This window comes from Virgibacillus necropolis, assembly GCF_044793635.1.
In the GTDB taxonomy this organism is placed as follows: Bacteria; Bacillota; Bacilli; order Bacillales; family Amphibacillaceae; genus Virgibacillus_F; species Virgibacillus_F necropolis_A.
In genome coordinates this window covers 2,044,328-2,059,941 of record NZ_CP084992.1, presented here as the reverse complement: position 1 = coordinate 2,059,941, position 15,614 = coordinate 2,044,328, and the positions used below count along the sequence as shown (strand labels likewise).

19 protein-coding genes are annotated in these 15,614 nt (G+C 36.8%); 11 read left to right on the top strand and 8 right to left on the bottom strand.

Annotated features, from left to right (window positions below; all coding sequences use genetic code 11):
* Positions 1-106: 106 nt before the first annotated feature.
* From LG329_RS09795 to LG329_RS09785, 3 genes are read left to right on the top strand one after another with little or no spacing between them, the layout of a single operon-like run.
* Positions 107-928: an ABC transporter permease gene (locus LG329_RS09795; protein ID WP_404450636.1), complete on the top strand. Its 822-nt coding sequence runs from the start codon at positions 107-109 to the stop codon at positions 926-928.
* A gap of 20 nt (positions 929-948) precedes the next feature.
* Positions 949-1,728, top strand: coding sequence for an ABC transporter ATP-binding protein (locus LG329_RS09790; protein WP_404450635.1), 780 nt, complete (start codon positions 949-951; stop codon positions 1,726-1,728).
* A 26-nt stretch (positions 1,729-1,754) separates the two neighbouring features.
* A complete protein-coding gene (locus tag LG329_RS09785) occupies positions 1,755-2,864 on the top strand; it encodes an ABC transporter substrate-binding protein (protein ID WP_404450634.1) in 1,110 nt (369 codons plus the stop codon).
* A gap of 364 nt (positions 2,865-3,228) precedes the next feature.
* On the opposite strand, the gene LG329_RS09780 is transcribed toward LG329_RS09785, so the two are convergent.
* Positions 3,229-4,434 carry a sialidase gene (locus LG329_RS09780; protein ID WP_404450633.1) on the bottom strand — a complete coding sequence of 402 codons (1,206 nt, stop codon included), beginning with the start codon at positions 4,432-4,434 and terminating at the stop codon, positions 3,229-3,231.
* Between the two features lie 185 nt (positions 4,435-4,619).
* Here LG329_RS09780 and LG329_RS09775 point away from each other — a divergent pair, with 185 nt between their 5' ends.
* Complete coding sequence (locus LG329_RS09775; protein ID WP_404450632.1) at positions 4,620-5,171, top strand: hypothetical protein; 552 nt, start codon at positions 4,620-4,622, stop codon at positions 5,169-5,171.
* A 19-nt stretch (positions 5,172-5,190) separates the two neighbouring features.
* Here LG329_RS09775 and LG329_RS09770 read toward each other — a convergent pair whose 3' ends face one another.
* Entirely contained in the window at positions 5,191-5,400 is a 210-nt protein-coding gene (locus LG329_RS09770) for a hypothetical protein (protein WP_404450631.1), read from the bottom strand.
* Between the two features lie 216 nt (positions 5,401-5,616).
* Here LG329_RS09770 and LG329_RS09765 point away from each other — a divergent pair, with 216 nt between their 5' ends.
* Positions 5,617-6,351, top strand: a complete 735-nt coding sequence (locus LG329_RS09765; RefSeq protein ID WP_404450630.1) for a TIGR02206 family membrane protein — start codon at positions 5,617-5,619, stop codon at positions 6,349-6,351.
* Between the two features lie 4 nt (positions 6,352-6,355).
* Positions 6,356-6,958, top strand: coding sequence for an SAM-dependent methyltransferase (locus LG329_RS09760; protein WP_404450629.1), 603 nt, complete (start codon positions 6,356-6,358; stop codon positions 6,956-6,958).
* Between the two features lie 43 nt (positions 6,959-7,001).
* On the opposite strand, the gene LG329_RS09755 is transcribed toward LG329_RS09760, so the two are convergent.
* From LG329_RS09755 to LG329_RS09745, 3 genes are all read right to left on the bottom strand, one after another.
* Positions 7,002-7,787: a metal-dependent hydrolase gene (locus tag LG329_RS09755; RefSeq protein WP_404450628.1), complete on the bottom strand. Its 786-nt coding sequence runs from the start codon at positions 7,785-7,787 to the stop codon at positions 7,002-7,004.
* Between the two features lie 545 nt (positions 7,788-8,332).
* Positions 8,333-9,334, bottom strand: coding sequence for an HAAS signaling domain-containing protein (locus LG329_RS09750; protein WP_404450627.1), 1,002 nt, complete (start codon positions 9,332-9,334; stop codon positions 8,333-8,335).
* The gene (locus LG329_RS09745) at positions 9,321-9,683 is read right to left on the bottom strand and encodes a PadR family transcriptional regulator (protein WP_404450626.1); all 363 of its coding nucleotides are present in this window, start codon (positions 9,681-9,683) and stop codon (positions 9,321-9,323) included. Before LG329_RS09745 ends, LG329_RS09750 begins: the two co-directional genes overlap by 14 nt.
* Positions 9,684-9,824: 141 nt before the next feature.
* Here LG329_RS09745 and LG329_RS09740 point away from each other — a divergent pair, with 141 nt between their 5' ends.
* From LG329_RS09740 to LG329_RS09730, 3 genes are all read left to right on the top strand, one after another.
* Positions 9,825-10,652, top strand: a complete 828-nt coding sequence (locus LG329_RS09740) for a nuclease-related domain-containing protein (RefSeq protein WP_404450625.1) — start codon at positions 9,825-9,827, stop codon at positions 10,650-10,652.
* Between the two features lie 126 nt (positions 10,653-10,778).
* The gene (locus tag LG329_RS09735) at positions 10,779-11,138 is read left to right on the top strand and encodes a MerR family transcriptional regulator (protein WP_404450624.1); all 360 of its coding nucleotides are present in this window, start codon (positions 10,779-10,781) and stop codon (positions 11,136-11,138) included.
* Entirely contained in the window at positions 11,122-11,577 is a 456-nt protein-coding gene (locus LG329_RS09730) for an SRPBCC family protein (RefSeq protein WP_404450623.1), read from the top strand. Before LG329_RS09735 ends, LG329_RS09730 begins: the two co-directional genes overlap by 17 nt.
* Before the next feature lie 441 nt (positions 11,578-12,018).
* Here LG329_RS09730 and LG329_RS09725 read toward each other — a convergent pair whose 3' ends face one another.
* Together LG329_RS09725 and LG329_RS09720 are read right to left on the bottom strand one after the other, a co-directional pair.
* Complete coding sequence (locus LG329_RS09725; RefSeq protein WP_404450622.1) at positions 12,019-12,936, bottom strand: DsbA family protein; 918 nt, start codon at positions 12,934-12,936, stop codon at positions 12,019-12,021.
* A 21-nt stretch (positions 12,937-12,957) separates the two neighbouring features.
* Positions 12,958-13,269 carry a winged helix-turn-helix transcriptional regulator gene (locus LG329_RS09720; RefSeq protein WP_404450621.1) on the bottom strand — a complete coding sequence of 104 codons (312 nt, stop codon included), beginning with the start codon at positions 13,267-13,269 and terminating at the stop codon, positions 12,958-12,960.
* A 170-nt stretch (positions 13,270-13,439) separates the two neighbouring features.
* Between LG329_RS09720 and LG329_RS09715 the strand changes: the two genes are divergently transcribed.
* The gene (locus tag LG329_RS09715; RefSeq protein WP_404450620.1) at positions 13,440-14,612 is read left to right on the top strand and encodes a TraB/GumN family protein; all 1,173 of its coding nucleotides are present in this window, start codon (positions 13,440-13,442) and stop codon (positions 14,610-14,612) included.
* A 22-nt stretch (positions 14,613-14,634) separates the two neighbouring features.
* Positions 14,635-14,919, top strand: a complete 285-nt coding sequence (locus LG329_RS09710; protein ID WP_404450619.1) for a hypothetical protein — start codon at positions 14,635-14,637, stop codon at positions 14,917-14,919.
* An 80-nt stretch (positions 14,920-14,999) separates the two neighbouring features.
* On the opposite strand, the gene LG329_RS09705 is transcribed toward LG329_RS09710, so the two are convergent.
* A complete protein-coding gene (locus LG329_RS09705) occupies positions 15,000-15,524 on the bottom strand; it encodes a type 1 glutamine amidotransferase domain-containing protein (protein ID WP_404450618.1) in 525 nt (174 codons plus the stop codon).
* Positions 15,525-15,614: the final 90 nt, after the last annotated feature.

Below are 15,614 nucleotides of genomic sequence, written 5' to 3'. Positions count from 1 at the left end.
TTGTTTGGTTAACTATTTTTGGACCAGCTGTGTAAAAGTGTTCATCTGTAACGTTCACACTTCTGGGCGAATGCACATATTATTTGTATTAAAGAGGTGGTGAAGAATGAAGGAAAAAAACGTTAATGTAGAACATGATCCCATTGCAGTAGAACAAGAAGAATGGAGAAAGAGACAAATAAGAAATCGATTTAAACAAGTGTTAACCATATCTTCTCCCATTTTCATCTTAATTTTATGGGAAATTTTATCTAGAACTGGATTAGTGGATGCGCGGTTTTTTCCGCCGCCAACAGAAATAGTCGGAACGTTTATTACGATGGGAACAAGTGGAGAATTATTTAGTCATATAGGGATTTCATTATATAGAATCTTTGCAGGATTTTTATTAGGTGTTATACCAGCTGTTGTTCTTGGACTATTAATGGGCTTGTATTCACCACTACGGCATTTCTTTTCTCCGCTAGTGATGGCACTTATGCCAATTCCAACGTTGGCATTACTACCAATTATTTTAATCATATTTGGGATAGGGGAAGTATCCAAGATTGTAACAATTGCAGGGAGTGTGTTTTTTCCAGTCATTATTAATACAGTAGCAGGTGTTGTAAATATCGATAGAACCTATTTGGATGTTGCAAAAAACTATGGTGCTAATTCCAAAGACTTCTTCTTTAAAATTGCTTTGCCTGGATCGCTCCCAGTTATGTTGGAAGGAATTCAAATGGGGCAGGCAATTGCACTCTTGACAATTGTTGCAGCAGAAATGATGGGTGCAAATTCCGGTATTGGCTATTTAATTTGGACCTCATTTAGTGCCTTTTTGATAAATGAGATGTATGTGGGACTCGTGCTAATATCATTTTTCGGATATCTATTCTCACTTATTCTGCGGGGATTTCAGAAAAAACTGCTGCCATGGAGATAGATTATTAGTGAGGTGATTCGATGGGGGAAAAACCCAAAATTTCAATCGAAAACATGACAAAAGTGTTTTATAAGAAAAATAGAAGTGTCACTGCTATAAAAGAGATATCAATAGATATTCAGGACGGGGAATTTGTATGTCTGGTAGGACCAAGCGGATGTGGGAAAACGACTTTACTTCGTATTCTTGCAGGATTGGAAAAGCCAAGTATTGGTAACTTTACGATATCCCAGGATAAAGAAGATCGTCCATTACAATCAATGGTATTTCAGGAGCAAGGGGTTATCCCGTGGTTAACTGTTGAAGGGAATGTTGCATTTGGGCTCAACATGAGGCATTTACCAAAAGATGTTGTAAAAGAACGAACGTCCTACTATTTAAAAAAAGTCGGACTTGAGCAGTTCTCAAATCTTTATCCAAAGGATCTATCTGGGGGAATGAAACAAAGAGTAAGCATTGCGCGTGCTTTTGCAAATGATCCTGAAATTTTATTAATGGATGAACCTTTTGCGGCATTGGATGAACAGAACAAATTTATTCTTCAGGAAGAATTATTAAGTATTTGGTCAGAAACAAAAAAGACTGTTCTATTTATTACACATAGCATTGATGAAGCATTGTTACTCAGCGACAGAATTTTATTAATGAGTTCTCAACCCGGAAAAATTATCGAGGAAAAAGTCATAGACTTACCGCGGCCAAGAAATATGGAACAGGTGCGTGCTGATAAAGAAATGGCAGACAGTTTTGTGGAAATTTGGAATCATCTGCAGGATGAGGTGCAAAGTTCAAGAAATTAGGTGTACGGAAGGAAGGGAGATGTACTATGGGGAAATTCAAAATCCTATTTTTAATTCCACTATTTTTGTTCGCATTAGCTGTAAGCGGCTGTTCTTCAGATAATGCAGAGGAACCTGTCGATAGTGGAGAATCTAGTGAAAATAGTAACGCGGTAAGTGAAGAGAATCCTTCAGGTGATTTGGCACCACTTAAGGAGACAGCGACAGTAGTAATTGCAGAGGATGGATCTGCTTCCGGGGCAGGCTTTTATATTGCCAAAGAAAAGGGATACTTTGAAGACTACAATATTGAAGTAGAGTTCGCCAAATTTGCAAATAGTGATGACATGCTACCCGCGCTGGCTGCTGGTGAAGTTGATATCGCTGGGGGAATCTCCTCTGCATCATTTTTTAATGCAATTGCCCAAGGAATTAACGTCAAAATTATCGCAGACAAAGGGCACAATATAGAGGGAAGTTCTTACTTCACATTTGTAATTGGTAAGGATTCACAGGATGAAATTAAGGAGTATTCCGATTTAAAAGGCAAAAAAATAGCGGTATCTACTGAAAATGCAGTTGATGATTATATTTTTCATAAAATGTTGGAACATGCAGGTTTAACAGAAGATGACGTAGAGTTCGTTTTAATGCCTGATTTCGGAAACATGCTTGCAGCTATTGGAAATGGATCGATTGACGCAGCACTTCAAATTGAACCGTTAATTACGCAAGGTGTTGAAGAAGATATCCATGTTCGATTTGGGGATGCTACTGACTTTGCACCAAAAGCTCAAATCGCTATGGTACTTGGATCACCTAAATTTATCAATGAAGAAAAGGATGTTTCCTTAAGGTTTATGGCCGCATATTTAAAAGGTGTGCGTGACTATAATGATGCATTTATTAAAGGTGAAGGTAAAGATGAAGTGATTAAGATTATGACAGAACATACAGCATTAAAAGATCCTAAGTTATGGGAGAATGTATCTGTCACAGGGTTGAATCCAAATGGTGAAATGTTCGTCGACGATATAAAAAGTCAATATAAAATGTATCAGGAAAATGGGGCTATCCGCGGTGAATTAGACTTCGATAAAGCTGTTGATACGTCTCTTACAGAAAAAGCAGTTGAGATTATTGGTGAATATGAATAAAGGCAAAATTTAAAAGACGAGGGCTGATTGCTCTCGTCTTTTGTTTTGTTAGGAAAGACATTGTGCATGGAGCTGGGATTTTTACATCAGCGGATATATTTGCATATTGGAGGATATATTTTGATATTGGCAGTTATTTTTTTATAATGGCGGTTATAATAATTGTATATTGGCCGATATCCTTTTGTAACGGCAGATATAAGTACAGAACGGCGGATATATATCTTCGAGTTAAGGTCGATTGCAGGGGACGGGATGATTTGCCTGGTTTTCTAAGCAAATAAAAACTAAAATTGGCTCCTGCACTCAACGGCATGAGCCAATTTTAATAAACTACTATTCTCGTAATGTCATCAAACTTATTTTATCGCCCTTGATATAAATGTATGAGGTTATCATTTTGCCCTCTTGCAAATACATCAGTCCGGTTTGGTCCCCAAGACACCGCTGCTGGTTCAGAGGTAAGGTTTCCGCCAAGGTTTTGCCAATTAGACCAACTAGAGCCATTCCATTCTCTCATATAAAGTTCATTAGTCGTTCCTCTTACAAATACTTGTAGGCGGTTTGGACGTTTTGAGGAAACTGCAGGTCCTGATGTAAGGGTTCCTCCAAGGCTTTCCCAATTACTCCAACTGGATCCGTTCCACCATTTGTGAATTAAATCTTGATTTTGTCCTCTTGCAAATACATCGATCCTGTTTGGTCCCCAAGATACTGCCGCTGGTGCAGAAGTTAAAGTGCCACCAAGATCTTCCCAGTCTTCCCAATTAGAACCATTCCAGGTTTTCTTATAGAGCCTTTGATTCGTTCCCCTTACAAAGACATCTAGTTGGTTTGAACGGCGTGAAGAGACTGCAGGGGCACTTGTTAACGTACCTCCGAGGTTTTCCCAATCACTCCAACTGGATCCGTTCCACCACTTATGATATAGACTTTGATCTGTTCCTCTAGCAAAGACATCAATTCGATTTGGTCCCCAAGACACCGCAGCCGGTGAAGAGGTTAACGTACCGCCAAGGTTTTCCCAACCGCTCCATTGACGTCCGTTCCACGATCTATGGTACAGACTTTGACCGGTTCCTCTTGCAAAAACATCAAGACGATTTGGCTGCCAGGAAGATACTGCGGGGCCAGAAGTTAATGTTCCTCCTAAGCTTTCCCAACCCGTCCAGTCTTGATCAGGTTGGCCACCTCCGCCTCCGATTGCATTTAACACGATTTGAATTACTCGCACCAATATTCGATCCGATAAGTTCTGAGAAATGTTAAATTGCCTGAATATCAAATTGAGCCAGGGGAATCGGTTTTGAAATTGGTTATAAATTTGATTAGCTGATTGGTTTGTGTTTGCTTGATTGAGTGTATAACTAACAACAAGTAAAAATATATAATCAACTATACCTCGGTTCATACCAGCTTGCTCTAATTCGGAATATAAGTTATCGTGTTGCGAACGAAGTGTCTGCATAACTTCCTGTGCACTTGGCCGTTGACGAACATAGTTATCAGGTTGACCATAATAATAATTTTGCGGATTAAATGGTGGTCCTTGATATGGATGTCTATACATCAATATGCCTCCTTTATTTTTTTCACAGAGTCAGTATATGCATCTTTGGGCTAAACGGGAATGAATGTAGGTGAATATAACAAAAAGGTAGTCGATAAAAAGGAGTTTGCTATCGTTTATAGAATATATGTATATACATAAACACTACTAAAGAGGCTTTTTAACTAGCTAGGGAGAGATACATAATGGACAGTAATACAAAATCACATGTTGAAAATTTGCAGTCTGATGATAAGAATATACGCTACGAAGCATTCACTTACCTCAAAAATGCTACCAAAGAAAAAGTGGAATGGGCTTATGAGGTATGGGATAGCTTGATGGATGACTTAACGCATAAGGATAATCACCGTAGAGCAATCGCAACACAATTACTCTGTAACCTGGCTAAGAGCGATCCTGAGAACAGGATGTTAAAAGATTTTCCTGCTATCTTAGCAGTGACAAAGGATAAAAGGTTTGTTACCGCAAGACATACCCTGCAGGCATTATGGAAAGTGGGAACTCTAAACTCTGAATATAGGAAAATGGTTGTAGAGAGTCTTGAAGGTCGATATAAAGATTGCGTTGATGAAAAAAATTGTACACTTATTCGCTACGACATCATTCAGGGACTTAGGAAACTGTTTGATGAAGTAAAAGTTGAAGAAATAAAGATAAAAGCATTGGAATTGATTGAATTGGAAGAGGATCCGAAGTATCAAAAGAAGTATTCAACTGTTTGGAAAAAGGTATAAGTATATTATTATGGGTCTGTTAAGAAGCCTTGTTAAATAAAGAAGAATCGTTTTCCAGTTGTTTAGGATTACGATTCTTGTGTTTGTTCTTATATAAGAGGTCTTTCTTATTTTTAGTCTTGCGTGGTCGTAAATCAAGTTGAGCAAAGGGGCTTCTTCCACTTTCTGGATTCCGTCGTCCTTCCCGTACTAATTTTTCCCGCTTTTTTAGGGCTTTTGATTTACTCATAAATATCACTCTCCAGTTTTAATGTGATTTCTATTATACACAGATAACTATCAATAACAACCGGTTTTATACATATAATTGGACTGGAAAATGTTATAATTTAGGTGTTAAAAGTTGGTCCTTATGATCTATTGTGTAGATCATAAAATTAACAAGTAAAAAGTATTAATAAATAACATCCAAACGTTTTACCATTATTTAGGAGTGTTGTTCACTATGATTAGCTGGTGGAGTGAAGAAGCAAACTTTGTTAGTCCCTTTGGTTTGCATCATTTTATTTATATTTCGATAGTAGTAGTTGCGTTAGCTGCACTCCTATTAAATCGTGGTCAGGTTAGAGCAAAGGCAAGTGGAATTGGTACTATCATTTTATTAGTATCAATCATACAGCAGATCGTACTTTATTCGTGGTATTTCATAGAGACGGGCTTTAATATTTCTGAGTCACTTCCACTTCATATCTGCCGTATCTCTTCCTTGCTTGGTATTTATTTTCTTTTGACAAAAAATACAAAAGCACTGGACATAATGTTTTTCTTTGGTCTATACGCCTATGGTTCGTTCTTGTATCCGCAGAGAATTTATCCTGTAGATCATGTCATTGGCATTTCATTTGTAATCAATCATGCCGTGACAATATTATTGCCCTATTTCGGATACATAGCCTATAATTGGAGGCCCAAATTTAAGGGGCTACTAAGAGCTTATTTCTTCTTTGTGCTTTATATTGCATTTGTATATATTCTAAATCCTTTAATAGACGGTAATTACTTTTACCTGAAATATCGCCCCTTCTTTAGAGAGTGGCCAGATAGTATTTATATAGCGGGTGTGCTATTCGTTACTTTTTGCGGGTATTTAATCGCCTATGCTGTAGTGAATTCTTTTGCTAAAGGAAAAAATAAAGTAGATAATTTTAGCCCGGAGAGTCCTTCATCAAGAGCGGAGTGAAATAATGAAAGACTACTATTATGATAAATTACTGAACATACATACCGGGGGTTACCAAAAGGAATCCCATAAATCTTTTCATTATCATCCCTATGAGCCAACGCAATATAGTGCGTTAGAAGTTTTATTTTCGAACTATGAGTTGAAAAGCAGTGATCGACTCGTTGATTTTGGGTGTGGTAAAGGAAGATTGAACTTTTATGTAAACTATTTTTATGATGCATCTGTTGTAGGAATAGAAATGGACGAAACTTTCTATCAAGTAGCAGTTGAAAACCGAAGTAGTTATTTGAAAAAAACTAAAAAAAGTAAAGATGAAGTAAATTTCTATTGCTGCCTGGCAGAAGAATACCAGATTGATCCATTAGAAAATCATTTTTATTTTTTCAATCCATTTTCTAAAGAGATTTTCATGAAGATCATAAACAAAATATTGCTTTCATCTGAACAGGCAGAACGAGAAATTGAACTGATTTTATATTATGTATCAGATGATTATATCTTTTTCCTGGAAAACGACACCTCTTTTGAATTGAAAGAAGAAATCACACTGCCAGCATATAAAAATGATCCGTATGAGCGATTTTTAATCTATAGATTGAACTAGGCTAAGTGTGGTTCACCTTCTAGAAAAAGAAGGTGAATGAGTTTTAGGAGTTATCGAATGCTCTTTCTTCTCCGTAAGCAAGTGTAATTACGGATGTTTCTTGATAATCCTTTAGCAATTCTTTTAAATCGTTATCTTTATCAATCATATATTCCACTACAGGGAATGCCTGCAGCAGTTGAGTTAAAGATTCAGGAGATGCTGCTGTTTCTTTCGTAGGAAAAGTATGACTTGGAATAACAATTTTAACGTTTAATAAATGTTTAACGGCATAAGCTGCCTCTTTTGGCCTCATTGTAAAATGTCCTGATGAAGATAATATAGCAATCTCTGGGGAATAAACGTCTTGTATCAACTTTATATCTGACATTAAAGCTGTATCGCCCGAATGGTAGAGCGTATAGTCATCTACAAAGTCAAAAATATAACCAGCTGACTCACCAGCATATATTGGATTATTTTCTGTTTCCTGATAAGAAGACGTGTGTTTTGCTTGTACCATCGTTACATTAACATCATCAAGTGCAACGGACCCTCCCAGATTAATAGGAAGTACATTTTTGATACCTTGTTGAAGGAGTATCAAAGCCAGTTCATATTGCGCTACAATCATAATATCAGGCTTATGTTCTACTATTTTAGCAAGCCCGCTGGTGTGATCAAAATGACCATGTGTTAGAAAAATACAATCTATTGATTGGTAGAATTCCTCGTTATCTAAGTGCTGAGGGAAACCGGGATTTAAATCAAAAAACGGATCAATCAGATAGTTTTTTTCTTCCTTGCTTTTTAAAACATACATGGCATGACCAAGTCGCAAAATTTTCATCAAATGCCCCCTTGAAATTAAATCTTCATACCATTTTATTATTGAAAATGATAAATAAGAACTTGATGAACATCAAAAGTTTTTTCACTCTTTGCGGTAACGGGAATATCGAGGTTAAATCTAAGGTTGTATTCCTAAAGATTGTCGCTTTTTAAGAGAATAGATATAAACTATGACATAACTGCTGGTTGATTTCCGCTGCGGACCGTTGCTTTCCGCGGGCACGGCCACAGCCTCCTCGAGAAAACCACTCTGCGGGGTCTTCAGACTCGTGCTGTTCCCGCAGGAGTCAACTGTCCGCAGCGAAAATCAACTGCCATAATAGTGAAAGGGGCTATATAGTACTGCTTCCAGACACCATGTTAGCGGAGGAAAAACACGGAGACTCCTGCGGGAAAGCGAAGTGATTTTTCCGTAGCGGTCGCAGGGCACTGTTTATATCAACTATGAATATGAAAAGCAACAATGCGTACGAAAAGAGTCAAATCTGAAGAATACTAAAAAATGCCTCTTCGAAAGAGGCGTTTTTGGTAATTCTTATAAAATTATTTCCGTAACTTGATAAATCCATTTATTGCATCCCAAACCAGGCCAACAATAAGGAAAATCAAGATCCATAACGTAGAAGTACTCCAAATTTCATTTACGGTATTATATCCTTCGCTTCCTTCAGTTACAATTCCCGCTTGAGCTAGTTCTGCCATGAAATCAGGATTCCAAAATGCAGGCCCTGTAATCATAAAGAATACAGCGATTAAGGAAACCGCGTGAATCAAAACCGTGTATAAAACTAGTTTAAGTGTCCATTCTCCTGTGATAAGTTTTAACGATTCCTTTAAAATGGAAATCCCCAGAATCAAAATAATAAATAGTAAATAGGAAGAGAAAGTTTCTTCGTTTAGAAATGGAATAACGGAAGAAAGTTCATCATCTTTAAAAACATAAATTCCAAAATAATTACTTGAGAAGGCAAATAACATAATAACCAGTACATAAAACACAATACTAACAATCGGTTCACTTCGTTTAATTTGTCTTTTTGGATTCGGTATTGGTGAAAGATCAGATGGCTTCCATGTCTTTTCAATTTTTAAATCCTCTGCTTTAACACCGCCAAAGTAATCGATTAATACAAACCCGATTGTAACCCATCCAATAGCCTGTGGAATTGTTGTAACCATCGAGACAATAAAACCAACAAAGTGATCAAGAATTGCAATTGGATTCAAAATGATTTCGATAGCAAAAATAACGCCCATAGATATAATTATTGAACATAAAACAATCTTTAGTACGCAAATATAAGTATCAAAAAATTCAGGGCCAATTAAATACCTTTTCGATCCTCGATACTGTTGTGCCAAATGCTTAGGGTTACCCAATTCCAGGAGTACTTCTTCTACATCTTTATCTGTTGCATCCTTATCTTGAGTACGTTCATCCAACATATCTTCAATTAGGCCTCTCAGCTCAATGGAGATATCCTCTCTTTGCGACTGAGGCAACCTTTGTGTGACAGCATAAATGTACCTATTAATTGTCTCCATCTTTTTTTCCTCCCCCATCATCAATTAAATGGTCCAAACTTGTAACAATACTTTTCCATTCTTCGCACAGTAAATCGAATACTTCTTTTCCTGTTTCGCTTAATAAATAATACTTTCTTGGTCTAGCTTCATTCGTATCCCACTTGCTCTCTAATAATCCCTGTTTTTCCAGCCGTCTAAGTAATGGATACAACGTTCCTGGTTCCACGTGAACACCTTTATCATCTAGTGTTGTAACCAGTGAATATCCGTAATGGGGCTCTGAAAGCTGGCTCAATACACCAATCGTAATCGTTCCTCTTCGTAATTCCTGCATTAATTTGTCTATATGTTCTTTTGCATCGCTCATTTGATCAACTCCTGAATATAGTATAGTGTATGTCGTACACTATTGTAAAGTACACAATAATATAAGTGGAATTATTGCCTTTAATTTATTATGAATTCAGCCGATATTAGCGGTAATCAGATTGTATTAAGGAGTTTATAAATGTTGATGTTACTGAATTTGTTTAAAAAGAGAAAAGAAGTTAGTAATAAAAAAACAATTAATAATAGTGAGCGGGACAAAAAAAGTAATAAAGAAGTTGCGGTAAGAAAAGGAGAGATTGGCGAGTATAAGATTGATATTCAGCTTTCTCAGCTTCCGAAAGAACACAAATATTTAAGTGACTTACTAATCAAGAATCAAAGGTCAATTTCTGGTTATTCCCAAATAGATCATCTCGTCATCACTCCGTATGGTATTTTTGTAATCGAAACAAAGAACTACCAGGGGACTATCTATGGCGGAAAGAATAGAAAAATGTGGCTTGTTAACGGAAAGTTTAAAATGTTGAGTCCATTAATTCAAAACTATGGCCATATAGAGGCTTTAAAAAAGTACATTGATAAAAAATATTATAATTATTTTAATTCAATAATCTCGTTTACGAAACGTTGTAAACTGAAAGTAGACTTAGATCTTAGAGAAATTTCTTCAAGTGAATTGGTGATTTATGATTTTTATTTGTCTGAGTCAATACATAGAAAAGTTTCTATAGCAAAATTGAAGTATAAGGAGCCCTTCCTATCGGGGTATGATATTTTGCACATCTATAATGCGTTTGCTAAGGCAAACATTACTGATCCGGGAATTAGAGAAAAACACAATAGCAGCATAGAGGAAGTAAAGTCTGATAAAAGTAACATGAAAGGTGACTTGAATTGTGTGGTTTGTAATCAACCAATCTCCCAGAAAGTAGCAACTTATTGTTTAACAAATAAGCGGTTCAAGGGAAATCTATATTGTTATGAACACCAGAAAACTCAAAGATGACAACTCTCAATTTTTTAAGAAATCGGTTCAGCCATAAAAGAGCCGGTTTCTTTTTATAGTTTTTCATACGTAATTGACTATGTAGTGCACCACATGGTTTATAGTAGATAATGAAGGGGGAATAAAATGTATCGTGTTGGTGAGTTTGCATTAATGACAGAATTGACGAAAGAGACGTTGAGGTATTATGCAGAAATTAAACTTCTGGAGCCTGTATATATTGACCCTGCTAATAGTTATTCTTACTATGACAACAATTCTTATCTAACTGCGCGGTTGCTATTTTATCTACGTAAGTTCGACTTCTCTATTCAAGAAATGTTAGAAGTGGTAAAGCAGCGTTCATTGGATGAACTTGAAGAGATATTGCAAGAGAAGAAAAACAAGTTGAAACAACAAGTAACAGAAATAGAGTCACTGATTAATGTAATTGATGAATTTATTGATTATGGAAATGGAGTTGAGGAAAATGATTCAATGGAGTAAGGAAATAATGATCCCAACTGATATAGAAACTGTGTGGGAACTGTTTGATGGTGAACAGATTCAAAGGATAATGCCAAATGTAGTTGAGCATAAACCGATAGAAATTAAAGAAGGTGTTATAGGTTCAACGTATCAACAGACCTATCAGGAAGGTAAAAGAAAAGAAACCTACGTTGTAACAATTATCGAGTACGAAAATACTGATCAAAGGAAACATGAGAAAATAGAATTCGTTTTAGCTAAGGCTTTTAAAATTCAAACGACATTTACGTTACTGAAAGAAAATGATCAACAAACAACGTTAATATATTCGGGTCAAAACGAGGGAATAAACTTTCTGGGAAGAGCGATGTTAAAATTAGGAGGAAAGAAGAATAACGAAAAAGTAGTTAATGATTTTGTGAATCTGGTTCGTGATGAAGCTTTGAAGGATTCCTAATAATAGGCCTTTATATTGTAAAAAAGCACCGTGGAATTATTAACGGGTACCGTTACCTATCGCTAACATTAAAAATTTCAGGTTACAATAGAAAGTGTAAGTCTACATTTGGCGTATGCAAATTGGCATACATAAAAGAAAGACCTTGAATAAAGGAAATTACTTTCGCGGCATCAGATACGTTATTTATAGAAAACAAACAATATTAAGGTGTTCACGGACACCAGGTTCCTTATTTGGAAGGAATACCTCTATTTTACTTTGATATATGTTAAATAGGGGATCGTATGTCCAAATACCTCGTCAAAATCACTGTTTTAATAGAAATAGCGAATCGTATGTCCGTCAGTTCCAGTTAATATAGCTAACGAGGCATTTTGAATAAGCAGCCTAGTTCATATTGAGCCAGAAAAAGCACCGCGGAATTACGGTGCTTTCGTTTTACCTTTTTTCTAGAAATAGTTCATTGAGAACTTCTCCGGTTTGATACTCAACTTCGGAAAGCTCTTTTTGAATAAATGCATTAACCTCATTTTGTTCAAGGTCATACATAACTTCAATTTCTTTTGAAAACAAAAGAGGTTCTTTCTCAAGTAAATTTGGAAGGGTAGGTAGTTTTTGAGCTTGGATGTTATCAGTTGATAGAACTTGCTCTAGTCCCTGTACATAGTTTTCTAGTTGTCTTGCACCAACAATTTTAACACCTTTATTTTCCTCGTTAACCATGACTATCGTTGGGAATCCACGAGCGCCAAGTGATCCAGCTAGTTCAAAGTCTTGATCCAAAAGCTGTTGTCCAGATGAGAGTCCAGCTTCCTTTACTGTCTTTTCACCATCAAGACCAAGGTTATTTACTAAGTCTATCAAAACCTGGTCTTCACCAATATTTTTATTAAATGCAAAAACTGCTTCTCTTGCTCGGCGTAAAAAGATGTTAGCTAGCTGCTCATCCTTTTGCTGAATGACTTTAAACACACGGGACGGCGTGTAGGATGATTGGACAGGATTATCGTACCAAAGTGAACCATCAATCGGCATCCGGGTTTGCTCTCCGACTTCTCTCCAGTGACCGGCAACATCAGATGGACCGCCAATACCATTTTGTACATCAGCAAATCCATCCCAGCCTTCCAGTAGGCCGCCCATTACCGTATGGAATTTGATGTATTGTCCATATTGCTCCTCAAATTTACGGAAAACTGGTTCAAGCGCCCAACAATGAGAGCAGATAGGATCTGTCACATAATAGAGATCGATTGTTTTTTGAGGCTTGTTTAGATCGATAGTTTCCATTGTTTCTTCTCCCACTTCACCGCAAACGCCTGTTTCTACATCACAAACCATTTTATTTTTAGTCATTGTATTTTCCTCTTTTCTTTATTAATCTTTATAGTTTTTAGCCCATTCTTGAATTGGTTCAAGCGCTGTTGTCAGGGATTTCCCTTTTTCTGTTAATTCATATGAAATAGTTACTGGAGTTGTGGCTGTTACATTTTTTTCTATGAGACCGTACTCGGCCAACTCGGACAATCTTGTTGAAAGTGCTTTGGGCGTAATATCTGTAAGATCTTTTTTTATTTCTGAAAAGCGAGCTGTTCCTTCCGGGCAAAGGGACAGATAATGAATAATTAATCCGTTCCACTTTTTTCCTAAAATTTGAAATGAGTATTCTAGATAAGGACAAATATCCATCAGAATCACCACCTTGTAAATTCATTATATATGGATATATAAAATATATCAAGTATAAATAATATACTATTAATAATTTACACAAATAACACTAAAATAATTCTAATTTAAGCTGAACTAGTTTATTATTTGAAGTAGTACGTTGTTAATATAAAGAAAGTTGGTCGTTTATGTCTGAGGAAAACCAAAATATTACGAGAATACATATAGATGATAAAGAGTTTATACTTATTGGAACTGCACACGTTTCAAAGCATAGCGCGGAGCAGGTTAAGGAAGTTATTGAATTAGAAAAACCAGACGCTGTTTGTATAGAATTAGACGAGCAGCGCTATCAATCGATTATGGATGGAAATAAATGGCGCGATATGGATATATTTAAGGTTATTAAAGAAAAAAAAGCGACATTGCTTTTAATGAATCTTGCTATATCTTCCTTTCAAAAACGCATGGCCAAACAACTTGGTATTAATGCTGGACAAGAAATGATTCAGGGGATTGAGTCAGCTAAGGAAATAGATGCTGACCTGGTATTAGCGGATCGCAACATTCAAACTACCTTTTCACGTGTTTGGCGTGGAGTTGGACTAAAAGGAAAGTTTATCCTGCTTATGCAGGTTGTCGGTAGTATTTTTACAAAAGAAACGATTTCAGAAGAGGACCTGGAAAAAATGAAGTCCCAGGATATGTTAGATTCGATGCTGGACGATATGACTACACATTTTCCGAAATTAAAGAGGCCTCTAATTGATGAGCGTGATCAGTATTTATCTCAGAAAATTAAAGAGGCACCAGGAAATAAGATTGTCGCTGTTCTAGGAGCTGCGCATGTTCCTGGTATTAAAGAGGAGATAAAAAGGGAACATGATTTAGAACGGTTATCTGAGGTTCCTCCTAAGTCGAAAATACCTAAAATCATTGCTTGGTTCATTCCAATCTTTCTTCTTTCGATAATTGCATATACCTTTTATTCAAACCCTGAAGCTGCATTGCAACAGACCCTTAGTTGGGTGCTTTGGAATGGATCCTTATCAGCAATTGGAGTAATAATTGCTATGGGGCATCCGCTTGCTATTCTGACCGCTTTTGTTGCAGCGCCAATTACGTCGCTGGATCCAATAACCGCTGCTGGATGGTTTGCAGGGTTTGCCCAGGCCTATTTCGTCAGGCCGAATGTAGGTGATTTTGAAAATCTATCGGAAGATGTATTTACTGTAAAAGGTTTTTGGAGGAACAAGGTATCACGTATTCTGCTTGTTGTTGTATTGGCGAATATAGGAAGCTCACTCGGAACATTCATTGGTGGAGCTGATGTAATCCGTTTGTTTATAGAAAACTTGTAGAGAAGCGGATTGGAGGGATTGCATGCATTTAATAGCTGTACAGCCGTATATTAAGGTTGAGAGAGAAGTAAACAGTATTCAGCAATTTAACATTGAAGACGAACGCAACATCTATTTATATAGTGATAAAATTGTCACCAAGCATCGGAAATTTCCTATTCAGGATGTACTTGATGTATCTTACCGGGCCATTGGTGGCACCGGGGGTCTCCTCTATTTACACACGAATGGGGGGCTGTACACCTACACAGTAAAAACATCACCACAAAAATTTATTGATGCATTTAAGGAATATAGGCAAAAATAAGATCCCCGCAGTTAACGCTGCAGGGATCTTTCTGTGTTCTTTAGGAAACTAAAAATTGTTGTATGCTTACGCTTTTGTTTTTAGCTTTCTGCCAATTTGTCCGCGAAAGCCTTCACGTAAGGTGGTAAATCTGGTGGGCGACGGCTTGATACGATGTGGCCGTCAACAACTACAGGTTCATCACTCCAATTAGACCCAGCGTTTGTCATGTCGTCTTTGATACCAGGTGTGCTGGTTACGTTTTTCCCTTGCAGAATATCTGCCGAAATGAGTACCCAGCCAGCATGACATATTTGGCCAATTGGTTTTTTTGCATTGTCCATTTCCCGAACGAAATCCAGAACTTCTGGGTAACGGCGTAACTTATCCGGTGCCCAACCGCCAGGAACAAGAATCGCATCATAATCTTCTGCCTTAATATCGGTAAAGGCATATGCCGATTCGGCAGGTACACCATATTTTCCAATGTACGTTTTGTTAGCTTCTTTACCAACCAAATGGACTTCAGCGCCTTCTTCCTGTAGGCGCAAAACCGGATACCAGAGCTCTAGATCTTCAAAATCATTTTCTACTAGTGCAATTACCTTTTTATCTTTAAGTCGCATGTAGATCCCTCCATACTATATTATTTCAAGTGTATCAGAAGGTAAAATTAATTTCGATTTAAGTGCAGTTTTTATGAAATTAACATATAC